The organism is Pseudomonas sp. NPDC087342 (assembly GCF_044744265.1).
In the GTDB taxonomy this organism is placed as follows: Bacteria; Pseudomonadota; Gammaproteobacteria; order Pseudomonadales; family Pseudomonadaceae; genus Aquipseudomonas; species Aquipseudomonas nunensis.
In genome coordinates this window covers 17,949-43,103 of record NZ_JBIUXZ010000035.1, presented here as the reverse complement: position 1 = coordinate 43,103, position 25,155 = coordinate 17,949, and the positions used below count along the sequence as shown (strand labels likewise).

Sequence of the window (25,155 nt, the reverse complement as noted above, 5' to 3'; positions counted from 1 at the left end):
ATCCACAAGTGGCCGACCTTTGCTTATCGAGTCCCGTCGTCGCGCTTATTTGACCGCCATGCAGGTGGTCAACTGGCTGCCGCGCACCGAATTGCCCTTTGCTGCGCCTTCGCGGCCAGAACTGCTGGAAGCGCCCGAGCCGTTGGTCGTCGCGCCAGTGCTGCCGGCTGCCGTGGCTGAAACGCCCGTGGAACCGGTGGTCAAACCGGCCGAGCGGGTGAAAATCGAAGTGCCACGCCCATCGCTGGCCAGCACGCGCTCGGGGGCCAAGGTCGAAGAAGAGGCCGCACCGGTCGTGGCAAAGGCGCCAGTCGTGCCGCCACCGCGTTTCGCCCTGCAATTGCTGCGGGCCGGGCGTTGTTTGCTGCTGGTGGAGTTACCCACAGGCGAAACCTTCCAGACCCGCGACCCGGCGTACATGTTGCTCAAGGACATGTTACGCGCCGCCGGTCTGCCGGACAGCCCGCAAATCGTCGGCGAACCGGTGCGCTGGCCGCTGTTGACCCGTGGCACGATGGACCAGGGGCCGGAAGCGGCGCGGGACTTCGTGCAAGGTTTTCTCTCGGCCCGGCTCGAAGACGCACCGTGTGTCTGCCTGTGGCTGATCGGCCTGCCGGCGGTGCGTTTTGCCGGCGAGGCCAATGCCGAATCATTCAACCGTGAACTCCAGGTCGAAGGCCTGGGCTCGGTCTGGGCCCTGCCGGGCCTGGAACTCTTAATGGAAGAGCCACAGCGTAAGGCTGATGTCTGGCAAGCCATGCGTCGGCTGATGGCGCGTTGGAAAGAATCAAATGAGTGACGCTGTATCGTTCCGCCCAATGACCGAGGCGGACCTGGACGCTGTACTGAAGATTGAATACGCGGCTTATAGCCACCCGTGGACGCGCGGAATTTTTCTCGATGGCCTGGGCAAATACCAGATCTGGCTGATGTTCGAAGGCTCGCAGCAGGTCGGTCACGGTGTGGTGCAGATCATTCTTGATGAAGCGCATCTGCTGAACATCACGGTCAAACCGGAAAACCAGGGCCGAGGCCTGGGTTTGACGCTGCTGGAACATTTGATGTCCCGGGCGTATGACGCCAAGGCACGGGAATGTTTCCTGGAAGTGCGCGACAGCAACCGTGGGGCGTTTCGGTTGTATGAGCGGTATGGGTTTAACGAGATTGGACGGCGTCGGGATTACTACCCGGCGGTGGGTGGGCGGGAAGATGCTGTGGTCATGGCCTGCACTTTGGTTGACTGAAAGTCTTTAAAAGCTTCGCGGGCAAGCCTCGCTCCTACAGGTTTTTTGTCGCACACAATATTTGTGATCGCCACAAAGCCTGTAGGAGCGAGGCTTGCCCGCGAAGGCGTCCGCTCAGGCGCTACAGATCAACGATTCCCGTCAATCGGATCGCGCTTCGCCAACTCCGCCTCATCCAACCCATTGCCGCCACCGATATCGTCTTCATCGACAATGCTCAGGTCCCAATCGGCCTGATTGCCTTGGCCGGCTTCGTGGGCGTCCCGCGCGCCATCTTCATGGATCAGCGTTTCCGGGCTCATGTCATCATCGGTAGACTCATGGTCGTCGGTCGAGGCCCCGGTCATGCCGGCTTCGCGCACACGTTCGCGGGGCATCAGGCGTTCGCGTTCGTTTTCCGGCAGCTCGTCACCGATTTTGGCGCTCGGTTCTTCCTCGTCGAAATCCAGCTCATGCATCGAACCCATGCGGTCTTCGTTGTCATCGATGGGCTCGGGTTGCACCGCATCGTACGGACGTCGTGATTCAGTCATGGCAATTCCTCATACTGTGGGCCTTACTAGGGTGGACCCACAGGGCGTGCGAGAATTCCACCGGCATGGAATGCCGATCATGGACGTTTGGGCTATCTGCATCATGCGCGTGACCTCGACGGACGGTCGTCTGTCAAACCTGCGCATCATTCTTGAGGCTTCATTGCATGAACGAATTACAAGATCTGATTGATAACAACGAGCGCTGGGCTGACGCGATCACCAAAGAAGATCCTGATTTCTTCGCCAAACTGGCCCGTCAGCAAACCCCGGAATACCTGTGGATCGGTTGCTCCGATGCGCGGGTGCCGGCGAACGAGATCGTTGGCATGCTGCCCGGTGACCTGTTTGTTCACCGTAACGTGGCCAACGTGGTGCTGCACACCGACCTCAATTGCCTGTCGGTAATTCAGTACGCGGTGGACGTGCTCAAGGTCAAACACATCCTGGTCACCGGCCATTACGGGTGTGGCGGCGTGCGTGCGTCGATGCAGGACCGCCAGTTGGGCCTGATCGATGGCTGGCTGCGTTCGATTCGTGATCTTTATTATGAGAAACGCGAAGAACTGGCCAAGTTGCCCACCGAAGAAGAACAGGTCGACCGCCTCTGCGAGCTCAACGTAGTCCAGCAAGTGGCCAACGTCGGGCACACCAGCATTGTGCAGAACGCCTGGCATCGCGGGCAGAGCCTGTCGATCCACGGTTGCATCTATGGCATCAAGGACGGTCGCTGGAAAAGCCTGAACGCGACCATCAGCGGTTTTGAACAACTGCCGCCGCAATACCGTTTGCGTCCTGTCGGGGCGTTGTAACGCGCTAAAAACAAAACGCCTTTGCGTGTGGGCCATGGCTCACGCGCAAAGGCGTTTGTCGTTTCAGATGTGCGGTGCCGGAATGGCCGCCGCAGGTGCCGGGGCTTGCAACTGATTGAGCTCGGACTTGATCGGCGGCGTGGCGCACTTGGCTTCGGCCTGGGCTTCGGTCAGGTTGCGGATCGAGGTGTAGAACAGATCGCAGGTTTTCGCTTTCTGGGTCACTTGCCAGGTCTGGGTGCAGCTTTTCAGCAGTGCAGCCGGATCGCTACCCGGTTTGCTGCCCATCCCGGCCTGCCAGCAGGCGGCGCTCAAATCCTGGCCCATGACTTTCAGACCCGCTGCGTCGGCTAATGCCTGGGCGTCAGGACCGGTGTAGGTTTCCGGGTCAGCGGCATACCAGATATAGCTTGGATGGTTGGAACCCAACACCGGCACCTTCACTCCGGCACTCGGGCTGATTGTCGCCAGGCCCAGCACACCTACGGTCGCCCCGTATTGCTGCTTGATCCAGTTACGCACCGGCGCGCCAAACGCGACCATCGGCAACGTTGCGCCTTTGGCGTTCTGGCTGACTTCCTTGACCATGGTGGTCTGGTAGTCCTTGAAGTAGTCGTAGACGCCCTCCAGATCCTTGCCGGCGCTGGCCGGTGCGGCAATCGGCGCGATGTCGATGATGGTCTGGTAGCCCGGCGTCTGCGCGGTCGGAATGCCGTTGTCGACCAGCAGCGTGGCCCAGCGATCGGTGGTGGCGGAGCGCAGGTAATCCTGGGCCTGGGTCAACGAGTAATCCGGCGGGAAGTGCAGCAACTCGACGCTTTTGCGGTTTTCCAGCGCCATGCCCAACGGCAGGAACAGGTACCAGCTATAAGCCCATTTGCCATCGATGTTGAGCTTTTTGGCGCCGTTGTAGGCCAAGTCCCCGGCATCGAGCAGCGCCGCCAGGGGTTTTTCATAACCCTTGGGCACGCCGCTGATTTCCGCGTAAAGCTGATGGTTATCGGTTTTGACCCGGACTTTCGCGGTGCTGTAACCGTCGCGCTGCACGCTCTGGGTCAGGTAATGCTCGACGGTTTGCTCCAGCGTCCAGTTGCGGAAGCAGATCACGTTGCAGTTGTTGGGGTAAGCGAAGAGGCGGGTGACGCGTTCAGTGCTGCCCAGCTTGAGATCGACATCGGCGTGGGCGGCGGCACTCAGGGTGAGCGCGGCGAGGGTAAGTCCTGCGAGTTTGAACATGCTCAGATCCTTTTCAGCGTGGACCCACGTAGGCGGGGGCGGGTACATACTGAAACCAGATGTGTCGAGCGGTCCAGTACCCGTGCAAAAAATCGCAGCCAATGACATTTCCCCGTAGGAGCTGTCGCAGGCTGCGATCTTTTGAGCCTCAATCAATCACGCCGGAAAGTGCAGCGCGTTGGTCAAATCCCCCATTGGCTTCTGGCCCCGGGCAATCATCGCGTCATCGCGCATTCTGATCCCGTCGAGGGTTTCCAGCTGAAAGGTGCGGGTGATCAGGCGCAGGATCGAGGCAGTGTCATACACCGTGTGATCCACCGTGCCCTTGCGCGAAAAAGGTGAAATCACCAGCGCCGGGATACGCGTCCCCGGGCCCCAGCGATCGCCTTTTGGCGGCGCAACGTGGTCCCACCAGCCGCCGTTCTCGTCGACGGTGATCACCACCACCATGTTTTTCCACTGCGGACTTTGCTGCAGCACTTTCAACGCCCGCACGATATGCCGGTCGCCCGAGGCGATGTCGGCGTAACCGGCGTGCATGTTCAGGTTGCCCTGGGGTTTGTAAAACGTCACCGCTGGCAGCTTGCCAGCCTCGGCATCGGCGAGGAATTTGTTGGTGCTCGACTCATCGCCCAACCCGCCATCGCGCAGGCGCTTGGCACGCTCGGCCGGGTTTTCCGGACCCTGGCGCTTGAAGTAGTTGAACGGCTGGTGGTGGTACTGGAAGTTGGGGATTTTCGGAATCGCCCCCGAATCCTTGTACTCATCGATCGTGGCTTGCCACGCGCCGCCGTACCAGGCCCAGTCGACGTTCTTTTTCGAGAGCTTGTCGCCGATGTGCTCGTGGGTTTGCGGGACCAGAACGCTGGGCAGAGGCTTGGCGTAATCCGGGCGCTCCAGATCACGAATCCAGGTCGGCCAATACGGCGGCGCCATGGTGTTTACCGCGTAGCCATCCGGGGTCAGCAGGCTCGGGCCGAACTGCGGCGGGCCGGTCATGGCGCTCGCGGGCGAGGCGTCCAGTGGCTTGAGGCGATTGTCGGTCGGATCATCGCTTTGCAGCGTAGCGATATTGGGCTTGGCGATCGAGTTGGCCGCATCCGGGTAGAACGGCACTTGGGCGCTGATCAGGTATTGATGGTTCAGGTACGAGCCGCCGAAAGCGCCCTGGAAGAAGTTGTCGCAGAGCACGAATTCCCTGGCCACATCCCACAGGCGCAATGAATAGCGGGTCTGGGTGTAATGACCCATGGTCAAGGCACCGGAATCGGCCCAAGCCACAAAGCGGTCATTCTTGCCGCCATTGATCTGCATCTGATTCTGATAGAACACATGCCACAGATCGCGGGTCACCAGGCTCAGCGGCAAGTCTTCACCTTGCGGGCCTTTGAGGGCGAACGGCGCATTGGGCAAGTGTTCCTGGAATTGCGTGCCGGCGGGGTAGACCACACCGTCGAGGGTTTGCGGGCCAACCTGATTCAAGCCACCCCACACTGGCGGCAGGGTCGACAGCAGATTGCCGTCGCGGTCTCGTTGCTGATAGTCGTCCGGCTTGAGCGCCGACAGCGGCTTCTCAATCCCCGGAAAATCCGCAAACAGGTTATTGAAGCTGCGGTTTTCGCCGTAGATCACCACGACGTTCTTCACGTTTTCGTGCAGGGCTTTATCCAGCTCGGTAGGCGTCAGCGGGCGCTCGACCGGTTTGCCGGTGTCATCACCTTTAGTGCCGCAAGCACTCAGGGTTGCCCCGACACCCAACACGGCAACGCCACCCAGGAAGCGGCGGCGACTGGTATCTACAGGTTGATCGGCGTCGGGGGAGGGGAGGTCGGTTCCGTCTTTTTCGTCGGCCATTTCGATTCCTTTTCACGAAATTGTTGCAATGTGTTTCGGCGGGACGCTAGCAGCGCGATGTGACGGGGAGGTTACACGATGTTGGATCCGATCCGCAGTGATGCGGCTGACGCAAATTTGTGGCGTGGGAGCTTGCTCCCGTTGGGGCGCGAAGCGGCCCCGATACCAGCGGCCGCGATATTTCAGACAAAACGGGGTCGCTAGTTTTTCGACTGCTTCGCAGCCGAGCGGGAACAAGCTCCCTCGCCACAAAAGCGGATATTCATCGCTATGAGGATGAACGCCTGGCACCCTTTACGGCATCACCGGCGCCGTATAAACCAGCGTCGTCCCCAGCGCCCACAGCAGGAACAACACCAGCGGTGTGTGCACCAGCAACTGAACAAACGAGAACCCGATCAAGTCTCGCGCCTTCAACCCCAGTACGCCCAGCAGCGGCAGCATGTAGAACGGGTTGATCAGGTTCGGCAGGGCTTCGGCGGCGTTGTAGATTTGTACGGCCCAGCCCAGGTGGTAGTTCAGGTCGGTGGCCACTTGCATCACGTACGGCGCTTCGATGATCCATTTGCCGCCGCCGGACGGGATGAAGAAACCGAGAATCGCCGAGTACACGCCCATCAACAGCGCGTAGGTGTCGTGGGACGCGATCTGTACGAAAAAGGTTGAGATGTGGTGGGCCAGGGTCTGGGCGTCGGTGCCTTTGACGGTGGTCATCAGCGCGGCAATCGAGCCGTACAGCGGGAACTGGATCAGCACGCCGGTGGTGGTCGGCACCGCCCGGGCCACGGCGTCGAGGAAGCTGCGCGGACGCCAGTGCAGCAGGGCGCCGAGCATCAGGAACAGGAAGTTGTAGGTGTTCAACCCGGAGATCGCGCTGATCGCCGGTTTGGTCGAGAATTCATGGAACAGCCAGCCGCCCGCCAACAGCACCAGCAAGATGGTCAGCAGCGGGCTGTGTTCAAGCCATTCGCCGGGACGGGTGCGCGGTTGCAGTGGCGGTAGGTTGAAGCTCGGGTCGATGCCACAGGCCTCGGCGTCACGCGCGGAATTCGGGCCGGGGGCGGTGGCGTAGGCAATGATCAGCGAGACCACGATCAGCGCCAGCAACAGCACGCCCGACTGCCAGAGAAAGATCGTCTGAGTGAACGGAATGACGCCGGTGATCGACAGAATCGACGGCGGCAGACTGGCCGGGTTGGCTTGCAATTGCGCGGCGGACGACGACAGGCCCAACGCCCACACGGCGCCAAGGCCAAGATAAGCAGCGGCGCCGGCAGCGCGGTAATCCATTTTCAGATCGGTGCGGCGCGCGAGGGCACGTACCAGCAAACCACCGAACACCAGCGAAAGCCCCCAGTTCAGCAGCGACGCAACCATGGAAATCAACGCGACCCAGGCCACGGCGGAGCGGCCGTTTTTCGGGATCCGCGCCAGGCGATCGATCAGCTTCACCGCTGGCGGCGAACTGGCCACCACATAGCCACCAATCACCACGAACGCCATTTGCATGGTGAACGGAATCAGACTCCAGAACCCGTCACCGAATGCCATGGCAGCGTCGGTGGGTTTGGCGCCCATGGCCATGGTCGCCACGGCAACGATGATCACCGCCAGGGCGGCGAACACCCAGGAATCGGGGAACCAGCGTTCGGCAAAGCTTGAGCAGCGCAGGGCAAAGCGGGCATAGCGGCTATCGTCGATATCAGCGGCCACGGGACTACCTCGGATTTTTATGATTATTGTGATGTTCCGGGCCGCAAAGGCCCGTCTGGTCAGGTGCCAACATTAAATCAATCGACTGTTTTTTGTGACGAAGTTTTACTGGTTTAGGACTTTGGTCTAACGGGTTGTCCGTCACCGATTTTGCGTAGACCATGGGCGCCTTGGTTTTTGCCTATGCCAGAGTTCTTTTCATGACTGCCAATACCGACACGCGCCCGGCGCCGTTCACCCGTTCGGACTACAAGACCCTGGGCCTTGCGGCGCTCGGCGGGGCGCTGGAAATCTACGATTTCATCATTTTCGTATTTTTCGCCCTGACCCTCAGCCAGCTGTTCTTTCCGCCGGAAATGCCCGAATGGCTGCGCTTGCTACAGAGCTTCGGGATCTTCGTCACCGGTTACCTGGCGCGGCCGCTGGGTGGGATTCTGATGGCGCACTTCGCCGACAAACTCGGGCGCAAAAAGGTTTTCAGCCTCAGCATTTTGATGATGGCGCTGCCGTGCCTGCTGATCGGCATCATGCCGACCTACGCGCAAATCGGTTATTTCGCACCATTGTTGCTGTTGGCCCTGCGCATTCTTCAGGGCGCGGCGGTGGGCGGTGAGGTGCCAAGCGCCTGGGTATTCGTCGCCGAACACGCGCCGGCCGGGCATCGCGGTTACGCCCTCGGATTCCTCCAGGCTGGGCTGACGTTTGGCTATTTGATCGGCGCGTTGACCGCGACCTTTCTGGCCCAGGCCTTCACCCCGGCTGAAATTCTCGATTACGCCTGGCGCTATCCGTTCCTGCTGGGCGGCGTGTTTGGTGTGATCGGTGTCTGGTTGCGCCGCTGGCTCAGCGAAACCCCGGTGTTCATGGCGATGCAGGCACGCCGCGATGCGACGGCCGAACTGCCGCTGCGCACCGTGCTGCGCGAACATCGCCTGGCCATGTTGCCGGCGATGATCCTCACCTGCGTGCTGACCTCGGCGGTGGTGGTGTTCGTGGTTATCACCCCGACCATGATGCAGAAAACCTTCGGCATGACCGCCAGTCACACCTTCGCCCTGAGCGCCTTGGGCATCGTGTTCCTGAACATCGGTTGCGTGCTCGCCGGTTTGCTGGTTGACCGCATCGGCGCCTGGCGCACGGTCATGCTTTACAGCCTGTTGCTGCCATTGGGCATCGGCGTGCTTTATACCTGCCTGATCATCGGCGGTAGCTGGATCGGCCTGGCCTACGCAGTGGCCGGCCTCAGTTGTGGGGTGGTCGGCGCAGTGCCGTCGGTGATGGTCAACCTGTTCCCGGCGCGGATTCGCGTCTCGGGGATTTCCTTCACCTACAACATTGCCTACGCAGCGTGGGCGAGTATCACACCGCTATTGCTGATCGGTCTGATGCCGTGGAGCCCATGGATCTGCGTGATCTTCTGCGCTGTGATGGGCGCGGTGGGCGTGAGCAGCGCGGCGTATTTCGGCGCGCGCATGCCCCATGTCGGGAGCCGTTCCGTGGCGCCCTGCTTGTAGCTATCCGGGGGACGGGGCGGCCATCACGTCAACCAATGCCACCACAACAACGTCCCCACCAACCCCACCACCGACACGATGGTTTGCAGGATCGACCAGACCCAGATCGTCTGTTTGAGCTGCAAGCCAAAGTACTCGCGCACCATCCAGAATCCGGCGTCGTTCACGTGGCAGAAAAACACTGAGCCGGCGCCAATCGCCAGCGCCACCAAAGAGCTTTGCGTCGCCGCCAGTCCCGCCATCATCGGCGCCAGAATGCCCGCCGTGGTCGTCGTCGCCACTGTGGCCGAACCGGTAGCCTGGCGCAGTGCCACGGCAATCAACCAGGCCAGCAGCAAGTACGGCATGTGCGCACCTTCGGCGACTTTGCTGATGGTCTGGCTGACGCCGGCATCGAGCAACGTCTGCTTCAAGCCACCGCCGGCACCGATGGTCAGCAGCAACACCGCAATCGGCGCCAGGCTTTTACGCAACGTGCCGCCCACGTGTTCACGCGGCATGCCATTGGCCCAGCCGAGGCAGATCACTGCCGCCATCACCGCAATACCCAGCGCCACCAGCGGTTCACCGAGGAACTTCAGAGTCAGGGCGGCGGTGCTTTCCGGGCTCATCGCGACTTTCGCCAAGGTGCTGCCGAGCATCAGCAACACCGGCAACAGAATAATCAGCAACGACATGCCGAAGCTCGGCTGGCGCGGGGCCTTGGGCGCGGCGCTGAACAGGGCGCCGAGCTCTGCCGGCTCATCGACGTGCATGCGTTTCGACAGCCAGTTGCCATAGATCGGGCCTGCCAGGATCACCGCCGGAATCGCGATACTGAACCCCAGCAACATGGTCAGCCCGAGGTCGGCGTGCAACGCGCTGACCGCAATCAGCGGCCCGGGATGCGGTGGCATCAAGGCGTGCAACGTGGTCATCCCGGCCAGCGCCGGAATCGCGATCTTCAGCAACGGCTGACCCGAACGGCGCGCCATGACGAAGATGATCGGCACCATCATCACCAGGCCCACTTCGAAGAACAGCGGCAGGCCAATCACCATCGCCACCAGCGCCATCACCCATGGCAATGACTTGCCTTTACCCAACCCAAGCAACGTCGAGGCAATGCGATCCGCGGCACCGGATTCGGCCATCAACGCACCGAGCATCGAACCCAGGGCAATAATGATCCCCGCCTCACCGAGAATCGCCCCGGCTCCTTTGCTGAAGGCTTTAGCGACATCTTCGGGCGGCAGACCGGCGCCGACACCGGCAATGAATGTACCGATCAGGATCGACAGAAAGGGCGGGAGTTTGGTGGCGCTGATCAACACGATAATCGTGGCAATCGCCAGCAGGACGCAAAGAATCAAACGGGTGTCATGAACCATCCAGGCAGCAGTCGATAACTCCAAAACGGGACTCCTTATCGGGCAGATACCTTGCAACATGTTGTTGCAATTTAGCCGAAGGATACCTGAAGTGGCCGGGGTAGAGCGGTGGGTTTTGCGATTGAAGTCAGTAGAGGGCGTAGTCTTTTTCCTGACCTTTTGGAGGGTTTATTGACCGACACGCGCCGGATATACCGAGTCTGTTGCTGAAGATGGCTCTTTTTGTAAGGCGATTCCTGATCACTTGAGCGCCGTTTCCAACGGGCATGCAGGACCGTTCATAGCTCATCTAGACCGTGGTCCTACAGGCTACGGGCCTTCAATTGACGGTCTGAAAAGCTCACTCCTATAGTTACTCCATCTCAACCACGTTCATTCAAATGGTGTGCACTTCACCTATGAGTCAGTCTGCTTTCATTAACCCCGCGCTCTTGTCGTGGTCTCGACTACGGGCCGGCTTGTCTGAAATACAAGTCGCCAAAGGTTTGCCCGTAAAGACCCAAAGAATCAGGGAATGGGAGGCAGGACGGAGTCTTCCGACGTTCAGTCAGGCGCAACGGTGGGCGTCCATTGCACATGTGCCGTTCGGTTTCCTTTTTTTGAAGGAGCCGCCCTCCGAGCGGCTTCCGCTGCCTGACCTGCGCACTGTTGGTGGCGTGCCACCGTCTCCCCCCAGTTTGGGCCTGATCGATACGATCAAGGATGTCTTGCGCAAGCAGGACTGGTATCTGGAATATCTCCAGAAGCATGACGTTTCGCCTTTGCCGTTTGTCGGTCGCTTTTCCATTCAATCGTCTGTTCTGGATGTGGTCAGCGACCTGCGCGAGGTTCTGCGTAAAGGCGAAGATGACAAGCAGCGCAACCAGGATAATTACATGCGTGACCTGATCGGTGCCGCCGAGTCGGTTGGCATTCTGGTCATGCGAAGTGGCGTTGTCTTGGGCAACACCCATCGCAAATTGGAGGTCAGCGAATTTCGTGGTTTTGCCATCAGTGACCGTCTGGCCCCAGTGGTGTTTATCAACAGTGCCGATGCGCCAAGCGCAAGACTGTTCACGCTGGTGCATGAGCTGGCGCATATCTGGATTGGTAGCACGGGAATCTCCGACGGTAGCAGTCAGAGTGATCGCAATGAGGAGGTTTTCTGTAATGCGGTTGCCGGTGAGTTTCTGGTTCCACAGGACACCATCCGAACTGAATGGGATATGGATGGAGCGTGGACAAGCAATCTTGCGCCTTTGGCCGCACGTTTTCGGGTAAGCAAATTGGTTGTAGCACGGCGAGCGAGGGACCTTGGCTTCATATCTACAGAGCAATATGGCGCTTACTACCAGCAGCAATTGCAGGCCTACAGGGATAAGGAAGGCGGCGGAGGGAGTTATTACCGAACAGCGTCAACGAGAAATAGTCTGCGCTTCAGTAAAGCCGTTGTAGCCGAAACCCAAAGCGGTCGGTTGCTGCTGCGCGAGGCGGGGAAGTTGCTTGGCATGCAGCCGTCGAAGCTTAAAACCTACGCCAGCAGGCTGATGGCATGAAGCACTTGCTGGACTCGAACACGTTGATCGAAGCCAAAAATCGCTATTACGGTATGACTATTTGTCCGGGCTATTGGTCTTGGCTTATTCATCAGCACCAAGCGATGGAGATCGCCAGTATCGTCCAGGTTCGGGATGAGTTATCAAAAGGTAATGATGAACTGACTCATTGGGCGAAGGAAAATGCTGAAATTTTCGATGCAGCCAATGACGCAAATACGCAGGCAGTCTTTGCAAGCATTGCATCGAAAATTGCTGAACAGATCCCTCTAATGAAGCCCGGCGCAGTGGAGGATTTTCTCGGTGGCGCTGACCCATGGCTTATAGCGAAAGCCATGACAACCGGCGCGGTGGTCGTCACCCAAGAAGCCTACAACCCGGCTGTCAGGCGTAAATTCACTATTCCAAATGTCTGTGAGGCATTTGGTGTTCCTTACATGAATACCTTTGAGTTGTTGAACAAGCTGGAAGCCCGGTTTGTGATGCATACCTGAGTTTTGTCTGGGGTGCTTCAAGGCGAATTCCTCCGACATTTATTCGATAACCGCTGCAGCTACATTATTTTTGTAGGACAACCCTAAAACACTCTTCAGAAAATATCCCCAAGGCCGATGGTTAGGCTGCATGCCGCTTACTATCTCTGCCCATCGGTGCTTTCCCATGTTCAATAAACGCTTGAAGCAGGAGCTGTCCGCTCTTCGCGAAGAACTCTCCAGCCTCCTGCAAGTGAAGGACAGCCTGGAAAGCGAGATGCTGGTCCTGACTCTCGATGCTGATGGGCGGGTGCAATCGGTCAATCAGAATTTTCTTGGCGAGATGCTCTACAAGAGCAATGACCTGGTCGGTCGGCACCTCGAAGACATCGTGCCGGCTCACGTGAAATCCGGCGAATTTCATCAGCGATTCAAAAACGCGCTGACCCGTGGCGAACATTTTGCCGGCACCGTGCGTTTGTTGCGCGGCAACGGCGCCGAGGCCTGGTTGCGTTCGATCCTGCAACCGGTGCGTTCGGCGGACGGTCGCATCAGGCATTTCTCGATTTATTCCAGCGACCTGACCCGCACCATCGAAGCGTCTCGCGAGCACGAGAACCTGATCGGTGCGCTGGTGCGTTCGACGGCGGTGATCGAGTTTGACCTCAACGGCAATGTGCTGAGCGCCAACGAGCGTTTCCTCAACGGCATGGGTTACAGCCTGGCGCAGATCCAGGGTAAACATCACCGCACCTTTTGTGAGCCAGAGGAATACAACAGCGCCGAGTATCAGAACTTCTGGCGCCGTCTGAACAATGGTGAGTTTGTGGCTGACCGCTTCAAACGCGTCGACAGCCACGGTCGTACGGTCTGGCTGGAGGCGTCCTACAACCCGGTGGTCGATGCCAACAACAAGCTCTACAAAGTGGTGAAGTTCGCCACGGTGATTACCGATCAGGTCAATCAGGAGCAAGCGGTCGCCGAGGCAGCCAACATCGCCTACAGCACGTCGATCCAGACCGATAACAGCGCCCAGCGTGGCACGGCGGTGGTGACTCAGGCAGTGAACGTGATGCGCGACCTCGCCAAGCATATGCAAACCGCCGGTGAAGGCATCGAAGCCCTGAACGAGCAGTCGCTGGTGATCGGCACCATCGTAAAGACCATCAGCGGCATTGCCGAACAGACCAACCTGTTGGCGCTCAATGCGGCGATTGAAGCGGCGCGTGCCGGCGAACAGGGCCGGGGTTTTGCGGTGGTGGCGGACGAAGTGCGGCAATTGGCGTCGCGCACCAGCCAGGCAACGGATGAAATTGTCGGCGTGGTACGCCAGAACCAGGACATGGCGCGTAACGCCGTAAGCCTGATGACAGATGGCAAACTCCAGGCAGAACAAGGCTTGGCGCTGGCGGCGGAGGCGGGCACGGTGATTGTCGAGATTCAGGATGGCGCGCAGAAAGTGGTGAATGCGGTGGGCCAGTTTGCCAATCAATTGGCGACTTGATCCTTGCCCTTGGGTTGCCGCTACAATCGGCGTTTTCCCTGGAGCAGACATCCATGACCGTTTCCCATCGCCGACCGGTTCCGTTGTCCAAGGCGTATCGCCTGCTCAATCACGGGCCGACCGTGCTGGTCAGCGCGGCCCACGACGGTCAGCGCAATATCATGGCCGCGGCCTGGGCCATGCCGCTGGATTTCGAACCGCCGAAAATCGCGGTGGTGCTGGACAAGTCCACCTGGACCCGGCAACTGCTGGAAGCCTCGGGCACGTTCGTGGTGAACGTGCCCTGTGTCGCACAGGCCGATATTGTCCAGACGGTCGGTTCGACGTCTGGCCTGGCGCTGACTCAGGACCAAGGCCAGGACAAGTTCCAGGCCTATGGCTTGCAGACTTTCAGCGGCGAATCGATTGATGCGCCGATGCTCGAAGGTTGCGTTGCATGGCTGGAATGCCGGTTGTTGCCGGAGCCGCACAATCATCAGCAATACGACCTGTTCCTCGCCGAGGTGATTGCCGCCCAAGCCGATGAGCGTGTGTTCAGCGAGGGCCGCTGGCACTTCGAAGGGCATGACGCGCTGCGCACCTTGCACCACGTTGCTGGTGGCCATTTCCTGAAGATCGGCGATCCGGTGGATGGCAAGGCGCTGGGCGAGTCTGACTAAAGAGCGCTGATCGGCGACGGTTCAAACTCTGCGCGCAATAACGAAAGTTGCAGCAAATCGCGATGCTCGCCCAGCCAGAAACCCGCCTGGCGAAGCCGTCCTTCCTGGACGAACCCCAGGCGTTCGAGCAACTTCAAGCACGCTTGGTTCTCGGGATGCACGGTGGCCTCGATCCGATTGAGCTGCATCTGTTCAAACCCCCAGACCAGCGTCGCTTGCAGCGCTTCAGACATAAAGCCTTTGCCCCAGGCTGACTGTCCCAACGCGAAACCCAGTGAGCAGCTTTTCCACTGCCGGTTCCATTTGAAGAAGCCACAGTTACCGAGCAATGCTTCGTGTGTTTTTTCCTGGATGCCCCAACGGATGCCCGGATTCGGCAGAGCGCGCGATTCGGCGAAAGCCTCTATCAATGCCCGGGCCTGGGCGATTTCGGTAATCGGGTCCATGCCAAACCATTGCATGGCCTGGGCATTACCGTGTATCGCCAGCAGGGCCGGGGCGTCGGCTGTCACTATTTCGCGCAGCAGCAGACGCGGCGTTTCGAGTGTCGGGAAGTCGCTCATGGAATGTCCTTATTCCTCGACCGGGAAGTCGGTCAAGTGATCACGGCGATCACAGTCTGCGTATTTCCGCTGTTTTTCAAATCCATAGATCATTTACCGCCGTACGCTCGCCGCCTTCACTGCCGGTGTTGATCACGCCCCGGGGTTCGATCAGCAGTAGTTTCACTTCCTGTTCCGCCGAGGGTTTGTGCTCGATGCCCTTGGGCACGACGTACATTTCACCCGCCGAAATCAGCACGTGACCGTCGCGAAAGTCGATGCGCAATTGCCCCTCGAGAACGATGAAAGTTTCGTCGGTATCCAGGTGATCGTGCCAGATGAAATCCCCCAGCAGCTTCACTACTTTGAACTGGTAGTCGTTCATTTCGGCAATGACCCGGGGTGACCAGTGTTGGTCGATCAGGTCGATTTTCTGCAGGAAGTTCAGGCTTTTTAACGTGCTCATCAGGTGGTTCTCCAGAGTGATTCCGGCCCCACGATAACCAGCGCATCAAGGTGATTCTTGAACGATTGTGCGTGACTCAGCGGCGGTGCATTTTCATCCAGCGGGCCGGCGACAGGCCGTAGGTTTTGCTGAACTGGCGGGTCATGTGGCTCTGATCGGTGAAGCCGGCGATCAGCGCGGCACTGACCAGCGACTGGCCCTGAATCAGCAGCGCCCGGACCAGGTCCAGACGGCGCATGGTCAGGTAGCGATAGGGGCTGGTGCCGAACAGCAGGCGAAAATCCCGCGACAGACTCCAACGATCCCGACCGCTGTGGTGCGCCAGTTCGTCCAGGGTCACGGTGCGATCAAGGGCACTGTGCATGAACTCCCGGGCGCGTTCCGCCGCCACATAGTCTAAGCGCTGGCGTTTGTCGGGCGTGCCGGACACTGCGCTCAACGCGTGGGCCAGATCGAACAGTGCGTCCTGTTCTTCCAGTGGATCGAGCGGGTCATCCAGGCTGCGCATCAGCACATCGGTGGCGGCGAACAGGCGCGGATCGGTCGACAGTCCGGTCTTGATGAAGGGCAGCGGCTGACCGCCGAGGATCTGCTGGATCAGCGCCGGTTCGATGTACATCATTCGATAGTGGAAACCGCTGTCGGTGCCGGCCTCGCCGTCGTGGACTTCGTCCGGGTGCAGCACCAGCGTGCCGCCGGGCAGACTGTGGCGCCAGGCGCCGCGGTACTGAAAACTCTGAACCCCGGCCAGGGTGCGGCCGATGGCGTAAGTGTCGTGGCGATGGAAGTCATAGCCGTGACCGGCAAAAAACGCCTCGATACGCTCCAGCCCGCCGACGTTGGGCGCGCGGTGGAACCAGTCGCTGGGTGGCGTGTGCTTGGTCATGGTGCCGCTTGTCCTGGGCTCGATGTTGAATACGTTAACCCAGTGACAAATCCTTGTCTGCTGACGAACGGCGTCAGTGCGGCGAGTAGAAAATTGTTGGCAAATGTTGCAAGGTACAAGGCTTCTCTGATGCCACGAAGGCGCCCCGTCCCATGGAACCGACTGACCTGAGCTATGCCGCGCCATTATTGTCCCTGGCCCTGTTGTGGACGGTCGCGGTGGTGACGCCGGGCCCGAACTTCTTCAACACCGCGCAACTGGCGGCCAGTTGTTCCCGACGACATGGCGTAGTCGCGGCACTGGGTGTCGCCACGGGCACGGTATTGTGGGGATTGGCCGGTGGTTTGGGCATCAAGTCGCTGTTCAGCGCGGCGCCGACGCTTTACCTGACGTTCAAGATTGCCGGTGGCTGTTACCTGATCTATCTGGGGTTGAAGCAATTCAAGCGCAAACCGGCAACGCAACCTGGCGCTGGCAACTCGCTGGACGGGGCAGGGCGAACGCTGTGGTCGGCGTATGGCCGGGGCTTTATCGGCAACATGACCAATCCCAAATCGGCGCTGTTCGTCGCGACGATCTTCGCCACCGCGATGCCGGCCTCACCGCCACCGATGTTGTTGGGGCTGGCGGTACTGACCATGGCGAGCCTGTCATTCAGTTGGTATTGCAGCGTGGCGCTGCTGTTTGCCAGTCGGCGGGTTGCGGGGGCTTATGAGCGTTCGCGCAAGTGGCTGGACCGCTTTGCCGGCAGTTGCTATCTGTTGTTCGGTGCGCATCTAGTGGCCAATCGCTGATCAGGTCGGCACCGTGGCCACAGGCTGCTCGGCAACGGTGGGCGTGCGATTCAATGTCTCTGGCATGGCCACCACCAGCAACACCAGCGCTGCCGCGGCCACTGCCGCCAGCGTCAGGAATGCCGCGCTGTAACCGGCCGACTGAACCACCAGCCCGGCCAAGCCGTTACTCAGTGCGGCGCCCAGACCGAACACCGTCGACAGCGCACCGAGGCTCACATTGAAGCGGCCGGTGCCTTGGGTCAGGTCCTTGATCACCACGGGAAACAGGGCGCCGAAGATCCCGGCCCCGACGCCGTCGAGCAATTGCACGGCCACCAGCCAGTACGGATCATCCGACGAGGTGTAAAGCACCCCGCGCAATGGCAGGATCAAGAAACCGGCCAGCAGCAACGGTTTACGTCCCCACACATCGGCCTTCCAGCCCACCAGCAACGCCACCGGCACCATGACTAATTGCGCGGCAACGATGCAGGCGGACGTCAACGGCGTGGCCATTTGCAGGTTCACCAGGAACAATTTCTGACTCACCAGCGGGAGCATTGCTGCGTTCGCCAGATGAAACAGCCCACAACAAATAGCGAACACCAGCAGCGGGCGGTTGTGCAGCAGCACGTTCAACCCCGAGGGTTGTTCGCCGTGGGCCGGGCCTTGTGGGTCGAAGCCTCGGGCGACGTCGTGATCGATGGCTTGTGGCGCGATGAAACTGATGGCAATCACGCTGGCCAGCGCCATCACCGCCATCAGATAAAACACCGCCACCGGGCCGAACAAATACGCAAATCCCCCGGCCAGCAACGCCGCGACAGCGTTGCCAGCGTGATTGAAGGTTTCATTGCGCCCGGTACGGCGGGTAAACGCTCGGGGCCCGGTGATGCCCAACGAAATGGCGGAAATGGCCGGGGCGAACACCGACGCCGCGACAGCGCTCAAGGCCTGGGTCAGCGCCACCAGGGTGAATGAAGTAATGAACGGCAACAGCAAACAGCTCAGCGTCACCAGCAGCGCCGCGACGATGATCACTCCGCGTTTGCGCCGGGTTCGGTCGATCAACGCGCCGGCCGGAGTCTGGGTCAGCAGCGCGGCGATCCCGGCAATCGTCATCACCAAGCCGATGCTGGCCGGGTCCCAGTGATGCACTGCCAGCAAATAAATCGCCAGGTAGGGCCCGAGTCCGTCGCGCACGTCGGCGAGAAAGAAGTTGAGCCCGTCGAGGGAAAGGGTGTTGCGACGATCGGTCTGAGCGTTCAAGGGCGGCGGCCTCTGCTTGGCTGAGCGCAGGTGTGTGCTGCGCATTAGCAATGACTCATCGTCACCACACGAAGTTTCAGTCTTTAACTCATCCGCGCTGCCGTGGTATGAAACACCACGTTCACTATGAGGCCAGGCAATGAGCAAGCTGCGGGTTGGGATTATTTTCGGGGGCCGTTCGGCTGAACATGAAGTGTCGCTGCAATCGGCGAAAAACATCGTTGATGCGCTGGACCGCTCGCGCTTCGAACCGGTACTGATCGGCATCGACAAGCAAGGCCACTGGCACCTCAACGATCCCTCGAACTTCCTGCTCAATCAGGAAAACCCGGCGCTGATCGCCCTCAATCAATCCAATCGCGAATTGGCCGTGGTGCCGGGCAAGGCCAGTCAGCAATTGGTCGAAACGTCGAGCCAGGAACTGCTGGGCCACGTGGATGTGATCTTCCCGATTGTCCACGGCACCCTCGGCGAAGACGGCTGCCTGCAAGGTTTGCTGCGCATGGCGGATTTGCCGTTTGTCGGCTCCGATGTGCTGGGTTCTGCGGTGTGCATGGACAAGGACATCAGCAAACGCCTGCTGCGAGACGCCGGGATTGCGGTCACTCCTTTCGTGACGTTGAACCGTGCCAGCGCCGCGCGCACCGGGTTCGCCGAAGTGCAGGGCAAGCTCGGCCTGCCGCTGTTCGTCAAACCGGCGAACCAGGGTTCTTCGGTGGGTGTGAGCAAGGTGACCGACGAAGCCGAATACGTGGCGGCGGTTGAGCTGGCTCTCGGCTTCGACGAAAAAGTCCTGATCGAATCCGCCGTCAGCGGTCGCGAGATTGAATGCGCGGTGCTCGGCAATGATCAGCCGATCGCCAGTGGTTGTGGCGAGATCGTGGTGCGCAGCGGGTTCTATTCCTACGACAGCAAATACATCGACGACCAGGCCGCCGAAGTGGTGGTGCCGGCCAATATCAGTGTTGAAGCGAGTGAGCGTATTCGCGCCTTGGCCGTCGAGGCATTCCAGGTGCTCGGCTGTTCCGGGCTGGCGCGGGTCGATGTGTTCCTCACCGACAGCGGCGAAGTGTTAATCAACGAGATCAACTCGCTGCCCGGCTTCACCCGCATCAGCATGTACCCCAAGCTGTGGCAGGCCACCGGCATGACGTATAGCGAACTGGTCAGCCGCTTGATCGACCTGGCGCTGGAAAGGCACCAAGCACGGCAAGCGTTGAAAATCAGTCGCTAAGCTGTGAGTCGTCAATCCTGGCGTCTAGTTGCACAGCGCTGCGTTATCCCGAATGATGTGCAAAGTTGTATACAAAAATTACTAACAGAGGCAACAACATCATGAAAGTCAGCGCACGTAACGTCTTCAAGGGCACCATCAGCCAGCTGCAACCCGGCGCCGTCAACGCCGAAGTGTCCCTGAAACTCGCAGGTGGCAATGAGCTGGTGGCGGTGGTGACCATGGAAAGCGTGAAGAGCCTTGGCCTCGCTGTCGGCAAGGAAGCGGTCGCACTGGTAAAAGCACCGTGGGTGATGCTGATGACCGAATCCAGCGACATCCGCCTCTCGGCGCGTAACTGCCTGGAAGGCAAAGTCACCAGCGTGACGGATGGCGCGGTGAATGCTGAAGTGGTAATCCGGCTCGACGGCGGCAGCGAGGTTTATTCGATTGTCACCCGGGAAGCGGTTGCAGAGCTGGGGCTCGCGCCGGGCGTGAGTGCGACGGCTGTTATCAAGGCTTCGCACATTATTTTGGGTGTGCCGGCCTGAGTCGGACCCGGAGGTGGGTTTTTCTGCCTCCGGGGTTATCATTAGGTTTTGAGCGAGATGAAGAGTTCGACACACCACTAATTTACAAAGTGGACGGTTTCATAGTTTTCAATGAGCGTGATCATAAACTCAAAACGATCAGCTTCGGGGGGGCCCGGTTCTGGCTCCGTATCGAAAAATACAGAAACCTCCTTTAGGGCTAAGCGGTAGTCTTGCTCGTTTGATAGTTCATGATATTTCAAGATGCGAAACCTTGCAGCAGTTGAGTTTTATGGGTTTTCCAGTGGCGCGGGAATAAAACCTTGTTCTCTAAGACTTTTTACAACGCCTCGCACCAGGTAGTTATTCGAGAAACCAATGGTGTACTGCCTTGCTCCTTCACTGATAGGCAGAAGCATCCCTTGGCTAACAAGTTTTTTGATCAGATAAGTGCGCTGGCCTGCTGATTGGCCCGGTAATGCTGCTGCGAGATCAGCAGACTTAACGACCCCTTCAATGATCGCTTTATCCAGTACAGCCTCTTCTGTTCTGGTGATCCATTCACGCTGACGAGCGAACGCAACGGCGGGCGTGAGAATTGAATGCTTGAGGTAGGTGTAGTTGGTTAGACGATCAACTTTGGCAATCTCTTCCTTCACCCCTTTCAGCACATAGATACACCATGCTTCCAGGCCTGCTGTAGTACCGGTGTCAGCAACGCCTAGCATTTCGTAATAACGCTCACGGTCGTTACAGAAAACGGCTGTGGGGTTCAGTACTCTTCCGCCAGTGTTCACGTTAAACCCATACTTCATCAGAAGTGCATAAGTGAGCAGTCTCACCACGCGACCATTGCCATTTCCGAAAGGGTGAATCCATCCAAATCTATGGTGGGCCAATGCGACTTTCATTAAGTCGTATTTGGGTAGGTCATCGTGGTTAACAAAAGCCACCAGTTCTTGCATGTATCCCGGGACCTGGAAGGCTTCTGGAGGAAGATGCTGCGACTGGGCGATACGTACAGGCGCTTGACGATATGCACCTGGCGTCCTGTCACCTTCGCGTTCCAGCTCCTGAACGGTCATCGCATGGATTTCGCGAATGATCCGTTCTGTCAGTGGCTCACCCGGTTGCATGATTTCTTCGATGTAGCTCATGGCTTTTTCGATATTGGCCACTTCGCGCAGTTGGTCGCTATCTGTCGCTTTGCCCTCGATCTTATTGTCGAGGTAGTCGGCCAGAGTAGTGTGATTACCCTCGATCCTGGCTGAGCCCAAGCTTTCCAAAGTATGAAAAATCGCCTTGAGCTGGAAAAACACCGGAGCAGGGGTATCGCCTTCGAGCCTCAGTCGGCGGAGGTGCTCCAGTTCACTCAGCACATCAACCAACGGAGAGTCGAATGTTGGATTCAGAAGCTGAAGCTCATGGTGAGAAAATTCAGGCATGTGAAAATTATCTCTAGGTCCGCGGAAGGTTATCTCTAATGAGTCCCTCATTAGGTCCTATTTATAAGGCTGTTCTTTAGTAGGGTGTGAAAATTATCTCTATTCGCTCTCAGCGTTAAGTCAAAAACTGTAAGCAGATAAGTGAAAAGGCACGCATGCCGGCGGAATAGTCCGTTTCTCTTTAGTCGTGGTCAATAACCAAAAAGGCCTACCTCCCGGTAAGCCCTTTCTCATCCCTATGTACGATTCAATCCCCCAACGCCTCTCCCTCACGCCGCGGATCCGCTCCGCCCGCCAGCGACGCTTTCCCTGACGCATCCTTGACCCGAACAATCGCCTGGGTTCCGCTGGTCATGTCGATTTCATTCACCGCATGCCCTTTGTCCTTCAGCGCCTGAATCAGTGCCGGGCTGAATTGCCCCTGTTCCAGTTCCGTCGGGCCGTTGCGGCTGCCGAAGTTGGGCAGGTTGATGGCGGTTTGTGGGTCGAGGTTCCAGTCGAGCAGGCCGATGGTGGATTTGGCCACGTATTCGATGATTTGCGAGCCGCCGGGTGAGCCGACGGTGGCCACGAATTCGCCGCTCTGGCGATCGAAGATCAGGGTCGGCGCCATGGACGAGCGTGGGCGTTTACCGGGTTCGACGCGGTTGGCAACTTTCTGGCCGTTCTCTTCGGGGATGAACGAGAAGTCGGTCATCTGGTTGTTGAGCAGAAAGCCCTGGACCATCAGGTGCGAGCCGAACGCGGACTCGACTGTGGTGGTCATGGACACGGCGCCGCCTTCGTCATCGACGGCGACTACTTGCGAGGTGGAAATGCGCAGTGGCGAACGGTCCGGCGCGTAGGCGACTTGAATGCCCGGCGGCGTGCCGGGTTTGGCCGTTCCCATGCTGCGGTCGCCGATCAGGGCGGCGCGGCTGGCCAGGTAGCTCGGGTCCACCAGGCCCTTGACCGGCACTGGCACGAAGTCGGTGTCGGCCACGTATTGCGCGCGATCGGCGTAGGCCAGGCGTTCGGCTTCGGAAATCAGATGCACGGCTTCAGGCGCCGGCTCGATGCCTGCAGGCTTATTGGTCTTGAGCGGTTTGAGCGGCGCCAAGGCGAAGCGCGGGTCGCGGGTTTCCAGGGCTTGCAAGGTGCCGAGGATCTGCGCCACGGCAATCCCGCCTGATGACGGTGGCGGCATACCGCAGACCTGCCAGCGTTTGTAGTCGGTGCACAGCGGCGCACGTTCCTTGGCCTTGTAAGCCTGAAGGTCATTCAGCGAAAGGCTGCCAGGGTTTTTATGGCCCTGGACCTTGGCGACGATTTCTTCGGCAATCGGCCCTTTGTACAACGCATCGGGACCTTCCTTGGCGATGCGTTTGAATACTGCGGCGAGTGCCGGATTCTTCAACTGTGTACCGACGGCTTTCGGGCTGCCATCAGCATTCAGAAAGTACGCGACCATGTCCGGCGAACGCGGCAGCGACGAATCCGAAGCAATCAGCAGATGCAAACGCGGCGAGATCGCAAAGCCTTGCTCGGCAAGTTGGATCGCCGGCTCGAACAGCTTGGACCAAGGCAGGCGCCCGTGTTTCTGATGCGCCACCTCAAGCGCACGCAACACGCCTGGCGTGCCGACTGAGCGGCCACCGATCTGCGCCTGGGTGAACGGCATCGGCGTGCCGTCAGCTTGCAGGAAAAGTTTCTCGGTGGCGCCAGACGGAGCGGTTTCTCGACCGTCATAAGTGCGCACGGCCTTACCGTCCCACAACACGATCAACGCACCGCCGCCGATGCCCGACGACTGCGGTTCCACCAAGGTCAACACGGCTTGCATCGCGATGGCAGCGTCGATGGCCGAGCCGCCCTGACGCAGCATCTCCCGCCCGGCCGCCGCCGCCAGTGGATTGGCCGCTGCCGCCATGTGTTTCGCGGCGTGGCGGGTTTGCAGGTCCGTGCGGAAACCGGTGGCAGCTTCCGGCGCCAGGGGCAATGTCGACGTGGGTGGCGCGTTGCACGCGGCGAGGGTTAGCGCGGCGGCAATCAGCGACAAGGCTGACAGGCGATAGCGGCTCAAGTGGAAGGCTGGGAACACGTGGGGCACTCCGTCCGTGGGAAAAGGTTCGAGGGACTTTATCGGCGGACAGGGTGCGACGCAAACTGCGTCCTACAGCAAAGGCACTTTTGCCCTTCATGAACCGGCAGATTTTCTGTAGGGTCGAGAACATCAGGACGGCCAGAAAACCAACAAGAGGCAGACATGCACACCGAGTTTCCTACCCAGCCAAGTTACCGTGGGCAACGTGAACAATTCCTCGCGGCGGCCACCGCTGCCGGCGCGACGTTGACCGAATATCCGCACCCACTTAAAGGGCCGTTCGGTGAATCGTTGAGCACTGACGTGGCGGTGCTCGGTGATCCGGCGGCCAAACGGTTGCTCATTGCGTTGAGCGGTACTCACGGGGTCGAAGGCTATTATGGCTCCGGGTGTCAGATCAAATGGATGCAGGACTTGGGCAAGCGCTCACTGCCGGCGGATGTCGCGGTGGTGATGATCCACTTGATCAATCCGTGGGGCACGGCGTGGCTGCGTCGGGTCAATGAAGACAACATCGACCTCAATCGCAATCACCTGGATTTCGAACGTCCGCTGCCAGACAACCAGGCCTACGCGACGCTGCATGAGATCTATGCCAGCTCTGATTTGCAGGGCCCCGAGCGTGATCGCGCCGATGCTTTGCTCGATGCGCAAATCAAGGAACACGGTTGGCCGGCGGTGATGTCGATTGTCGAGGGCGGCCAGCACAGTCACCCCGATGGTCTGTTCTATGGCGGGCTGGCGCCGAGTTGGTCGAACCACACGTTGCAGCAGATCATGCGCAAACATGTGGCCCATGCCGAGGTCGCGATGTGCTTCGACCTGCACACCGGGGCAGGGGAGTACGGGCATCCGATGCTGTTGACCATCACCGAAGCGGCGTATCCGGCGCTGGAAGAAGCCCAAGCCATTTACGGCCCATGGCTCTACACCTTGCACACCGGCGCCAATACCACCAGCGAAACCGGGGTGGCGGCGACGGCAACCGGTTACACCTCGCAGGCATTACTCAACGCCTTGCCGCAAATGCGGCTGATGCCGTTTGTGATCGAGTGCGGGACGTATCCGGGGCCAGACGTTCATCGTCATTTGCGCGATGACCATTGGCTGCATCTGCACGGCAACCCGAGTGATGCGGTGGGGCGCGGGATCAAACTCAATCTGCTGGAGCAGTTCTATCCGGCCGACAGCGACTGGCAGGCCATGGTCTGGCTGCGCACCTGGCAGATCTGGGAGCGGGGATTGTCGGCGTTGTCGACGATGCGGGCCTGACTATTGTCGGGCACTTTTCTCGAGGCATAAAAAAACGGCCTACCTTTCGGTAAGCCGTTTTTAGTACTTGGTGGCTACACAGGGACTTGAACCCCGGACCCCAGCATTATGAATGCTATGCTCTAACCAACTGAGCTATGTAGCCAAGTGGCGCGCATTATTCACCTGGAACGAAGATGCGTCAAGCGTAAATTTAAAATATTTCCCCACACTTTCAACCGGTTAT

At 59.3% G+C, this 25,155-nt stretch carries 23 protein-coding genes, 1 tRNA gene and 1 pseudogene; 13 read left to right on the top strand and 12 right to left on the bottom strand.

All coding sequences use genetic code 11. The annotated features are described in order from the left end of the window. Positions 1-58 precede the first annotated feature (58 nt). Positions 59-799 (top strand): energy transducer TonB, encoded by a 741-nt coding sequence (locus tag ACIOYV_RS31915; RefSeq protein ID WP_401330303.1) that lies wholly within the window; start codon positions 59-61, stop codon positions 797-799. Then, positions 792-1,244, top strand: coding sequence for a ribosomal protein S18-alanine N-acetyltransferase (rimI, locus tag ACIOYV_RS31910; RefSeq protein WP_054045745.1), 453 nt, complete (start codon positions 792-794; stop codon positions 1,242-1,244). The genes ACIOYV_RS31915 and rimI overlap by 8 nt, the downstream gene beginning before the upstream one ends. A 128-nt stretch (positions 1,245-1,372) precedes the next feature. Here the strand turns inward: rimI and ACIOYV_RS31905 are convergent, their stop codons facing one another. Beyond that, on the bottom strand, positions 1,373-1,777 hold the full coding sequence (locus ACIOYV_RS31905; RefSeq protein ID WP_265040920.1) for a serine kinase/phosphatase: 405 nt from the start codon (positions 1,775-1,777) through the stop codon (positions 1,373-1,375). Positions 1,778-1,944: 167 nt separating this feature from the next. Between ACIOYV_RS31905 and can the strand changes: the two genes are divergently transcribed. Next, positions 1,945-2,589, top strand: coding sequence for a carbonate dehydratase (can, locus tag ACIOYV_RS31900; protein ID WP_054045742.1), 645 nt, complete (start codon positions 1,945-1,947; stop codon positions 2,587-2,589). 63 nt (positions 2,590-2,652) lie between these two features. Here can and ACIOYV_RS31895 read toward each other — a convergent pair whose 3' ends face one another. The 3 genes from ACIOYV_RS31895 to ACIOYV_RS31885 form a co-directional block, all read right to left on the bottom strand. After that, complete coding sequence (locus ACIOYV_RS31895) at positions 2,653-3,825, bottom strand: hypothetical protein (RefSeq protein ID WP_401330286.1); 1,173 nt, start codon at positions 3,823-3,825, stop codon at positions 2,653-2,655. Between the two features lie 156 nt (positions 3,826-3,981). Beyond that, positions 3,982-5,679 (bottom strand): acid phosphatase, encoded by a 1,698-nt coding sequence (locus tag ACIOYV_RS31890; RefSeq protein WP_401330283.1) that lies wholly within the window; start codon positions 5,677-5,679, stop codon positions 3,982-3,984. Between the two features lie 294 nt (positions 5,680-5,973). Then, entirely contained in the window at positions 5,974-7,392 is a 1,419-nt protein-coding gene (locus ACIOYV_RS31885; protein WP_265040915.1) for a short-chain fatty acid transporter, read from the bottom strand. 200 nt (positions 7,393-7,592) lie between these two features. On the opposite strand from ACIOYV_RS31885, the gene ACIOYV_RS31880 reads away from it, so the two are divergent. Next, the gene (locus ACIOYV_RS31880; protein ID WP_290029552.1) at positions 7,593-8,906 is read left to right on the top strand and encodes an MFS transporter; all 1,314 of its coding nucleotides are present in this window, start codon (positions 7,593-7,595) and stop codon (positions 8,904-8,906) included. Positions 8,907-8,929: 23 nt separating this feature from the next. Here the strand turns inward: ACIOYV_RS31880 and ACIOYV_RS31875 are convergent, their stop codons facing one another. After that, positions 8,930-10,300, bottom strand: a complete 1,371-nt coding sequence (locus ACIOYV_RS31875; RefSeq protein WP_401330279.1) for a gluconate:H+ symporter — start codon at positions 10,298-10,300, stop codon at positions 8,930-8,932. A gap of 374 nt (positions 10,301-10,674) precedes the next feature. On the opposite strand from ACIOYV_RS31875, the gene ACIOYV_RS31870 reads away from it, so the two are divergent. The 5 genes and pseudogenes from ACIOYV_RS31870 to ACIOYV_RS31850 all read left to right on the top strand — a co-directional run bounded on the left by ACIOYV_RS31870 (position 10,675) and on the right by ACIOYV_RS31850 (position 14,447). Beyond that, positions 10,675-11,811, top strand: a complete 1,137-nt coding sequence (locus ACIOYV_RS31870) for an ImmA/IrrE family metallo-endopeptidase (RefSeq protein WP_401330276.1) — start codon at positions 10,675-10,677, stop codon at positions 11,809-11,811. Continuing rightward, on the top strand, positions 11,808-12,305 hold the full coding sequence (locus tag ACIOYV_RS31865) for a DUF4411 family protein (protein WP_401330273.1): 498 nt from the start codon (positions 11,808-11,810) through the stop codon (positions 12,303-12,305). The genes ACIOYV_RS31870 and ACIOYV_RS31865 overlap by 4 nt, the downstream gene beginning before the upstream one ends. A 130-nt stretch (positions 12,306-12,435) precedes the next feature. Next, positions 12,436-13,200 (top strand): annotated as a pseudogene (locus ACIOYV_RS31860) (PAS domain-containing protein); the annotation flags it as partial. Positions 13,201-13,356: 156 nt separating this feature from the next. Continuing rightward, positions 13,357-13,788, top strand: a complete 432-nt coding sequence (locus tag ACIOYV_RS31855; protein ID WP_265045836.1) for a methyl-accepting chemotaxis protein — start codon at positions 13,357-13,359, stop codon at positions 13,786-13,788. 53 nt (positions 13,789-13,841) lie between these two features. After that, a complete protein-coding gene (locus ACIOYV_RS31850; protein WP_401330270.1) occupies positions 13,842-14,447 on the top strand; it encodes a flavin reductase family protein in 606 nt (201 codons plus the stop codon). Here the strand turns inward: ACIOYV_RS31850 and ACIOYV_RS31845 are convergent. From ACIOYV_RS31845 to ACIOYV_RS31835, 3 genes are all read right to left on the bottom strand, one after another. Then, entirely contained in the window at positions 14,444-15,010 is a 567-nt protein-coding gene (locus ACIOYV_RS31845; protein ID WP_401330267.1) for a GNAT family N-acetyltransferase, read from the bottom strand. The two genes, ACIOYV_RS31850 and ACIOYV_RS31845, sit on opposite strands and share 4 nt — an antisense overlap. 76 nt (positions 15,011-15,086) lie before the next feature. Next, on the bottom strand, positions 15,087-15,455 hold the full coding sequence (locus ACIOYV_RS31840; RefSeq protein WP_401330264.1) for a cupin domain-containing protein: 369 nt from the start codon (positions 15,453-15,455) through the stop codon (positions 15,087-15,089). Positions 15,456-15,531: 76 nt separating this feature from the next. Further along, entirely contained in the window at positions 15,532-16,341 is an 810-nt protein-coding gene (locus ACIOYV_RS31835) for an AraC family transcriptional regulator (RefSeq protein WP_401330261.1), read from the bottom strand. 152 nt (positions 16,342-16,493) lie between these two features. Between ACIOYV_RS31835 and ACIOYV_RS31830 the strand changes: the two genes are divergently transcribed. Further along, complete coding sequence (locus tag ACIOYV_RS31830; RefSeq protein ID WP_054045718.1) at positions 16,494-17,135, top strand: LysE family transporter; 642 nt, start codon at positions 16,494-16,496, stop codon at positions 17,133-17,135. On the opposite strand, the gene ACIOYV_RS31825 is transcribed toward ACIOYV_RS31830, so the two are convergent. Continuing rightward, the gene (locus ACIOYV_RS31825) at positions 17,136-18,431 is read right to left on the bottom strand and encodes an MFS transporter (protein ID WP_401330258.1); all 1,296 of its coding nucleotides are present in this window, start codon (positions 18,429-18,431) and stop codon (positions 17,136-17,138) included. Between the two features lie 94 nt (positions 18,432-18,525). Here ACIOYV_RS31825 and ddlA point away from each other — a divergent pair, with 94 nt between their 5' ends. Next, positions 18,526-19,620, top strand: a complete 1,095-nt coding sequence (gene ddlA / locus ACIOYV_RS31820) for a D-alanine--D-alanine ligase (protein ID WP_401330255.1) — start codon at positions 18,526-18,528, stop codon at positions 19,618-19,620. A gap of 101 nt (positions 19,621-19,721) precedes the next feature. Further along, positions 19,722-20,150: a molybdopterin-binding protein gene (locus ACIOYV_RS31815; RefSeq protein ID WP_401330252.1), complete on the top strand. Its 429-nt coding sequence runs from the start codon at positions 19,722-19,724 to the stop codon at positions 20,148-20,150. A gap of 269 nt (positions 20,151-20,419) precedes the next feature. On the opposite strand, the gene ACIOYV_RS31810 is transcribed toward ACIOYV_RS31815, so the two are convergent. Next, positions 20,420-21,574 carry a Fic family protein gene (locus ACIOYV_RS31810; protein ID WP_401330249.1) on the bottom strand — a complete coding sequence of 385 codons (1,155 nt, stop codon included), beginning with the start codon at positions 21,572-21,574 and terminating at the stop codon, positions 20,420-20,422. Between the two features lie 247 nt (positions 21,575-21,821). Continuing rightward, the gene (gene ggt / locus ACIOYV_RS31805; protein ID WP_401330245.1) at positions 21,822-23,654 is read right to left on the bottom strand and encodes a gamma-glutamyltransferase; all 1,833 of its coding nucleotides are present in this window, start codon (positions 23,652-23,654) and stop codon (positions 21,822-21,824) included. A gap of 165 nt (positions 23,655-23,819) precedes the next feature. On the opposite strand from ggt, the gene ACIOYV_RS31800 reads away from it, so the two are divergent. Continuing rightward, positions 23,820-24,929, top strand: a complete 1,110-nt coding sequence (locus ACIOYV_RS31800) for a DUF2817 domain-containing protein (protein WP_401330242.1) — start codon at positions 23,820-23,822, stop codon at positions 24,927-24,929. Positions 24,930-24,997: 68 nt separating this feature from the next. Here the strand turns inward: ACIOYV_RS31800 and ACIOYV_RS31795 are convergent. Further along, positions 24,998-25,074: transfer RNA gene (locus ACIOYV_RS31795), tRNA-Met, on the bottom strand. Positions 25,075-25,155: the final 81 nt, after the last annotated feature.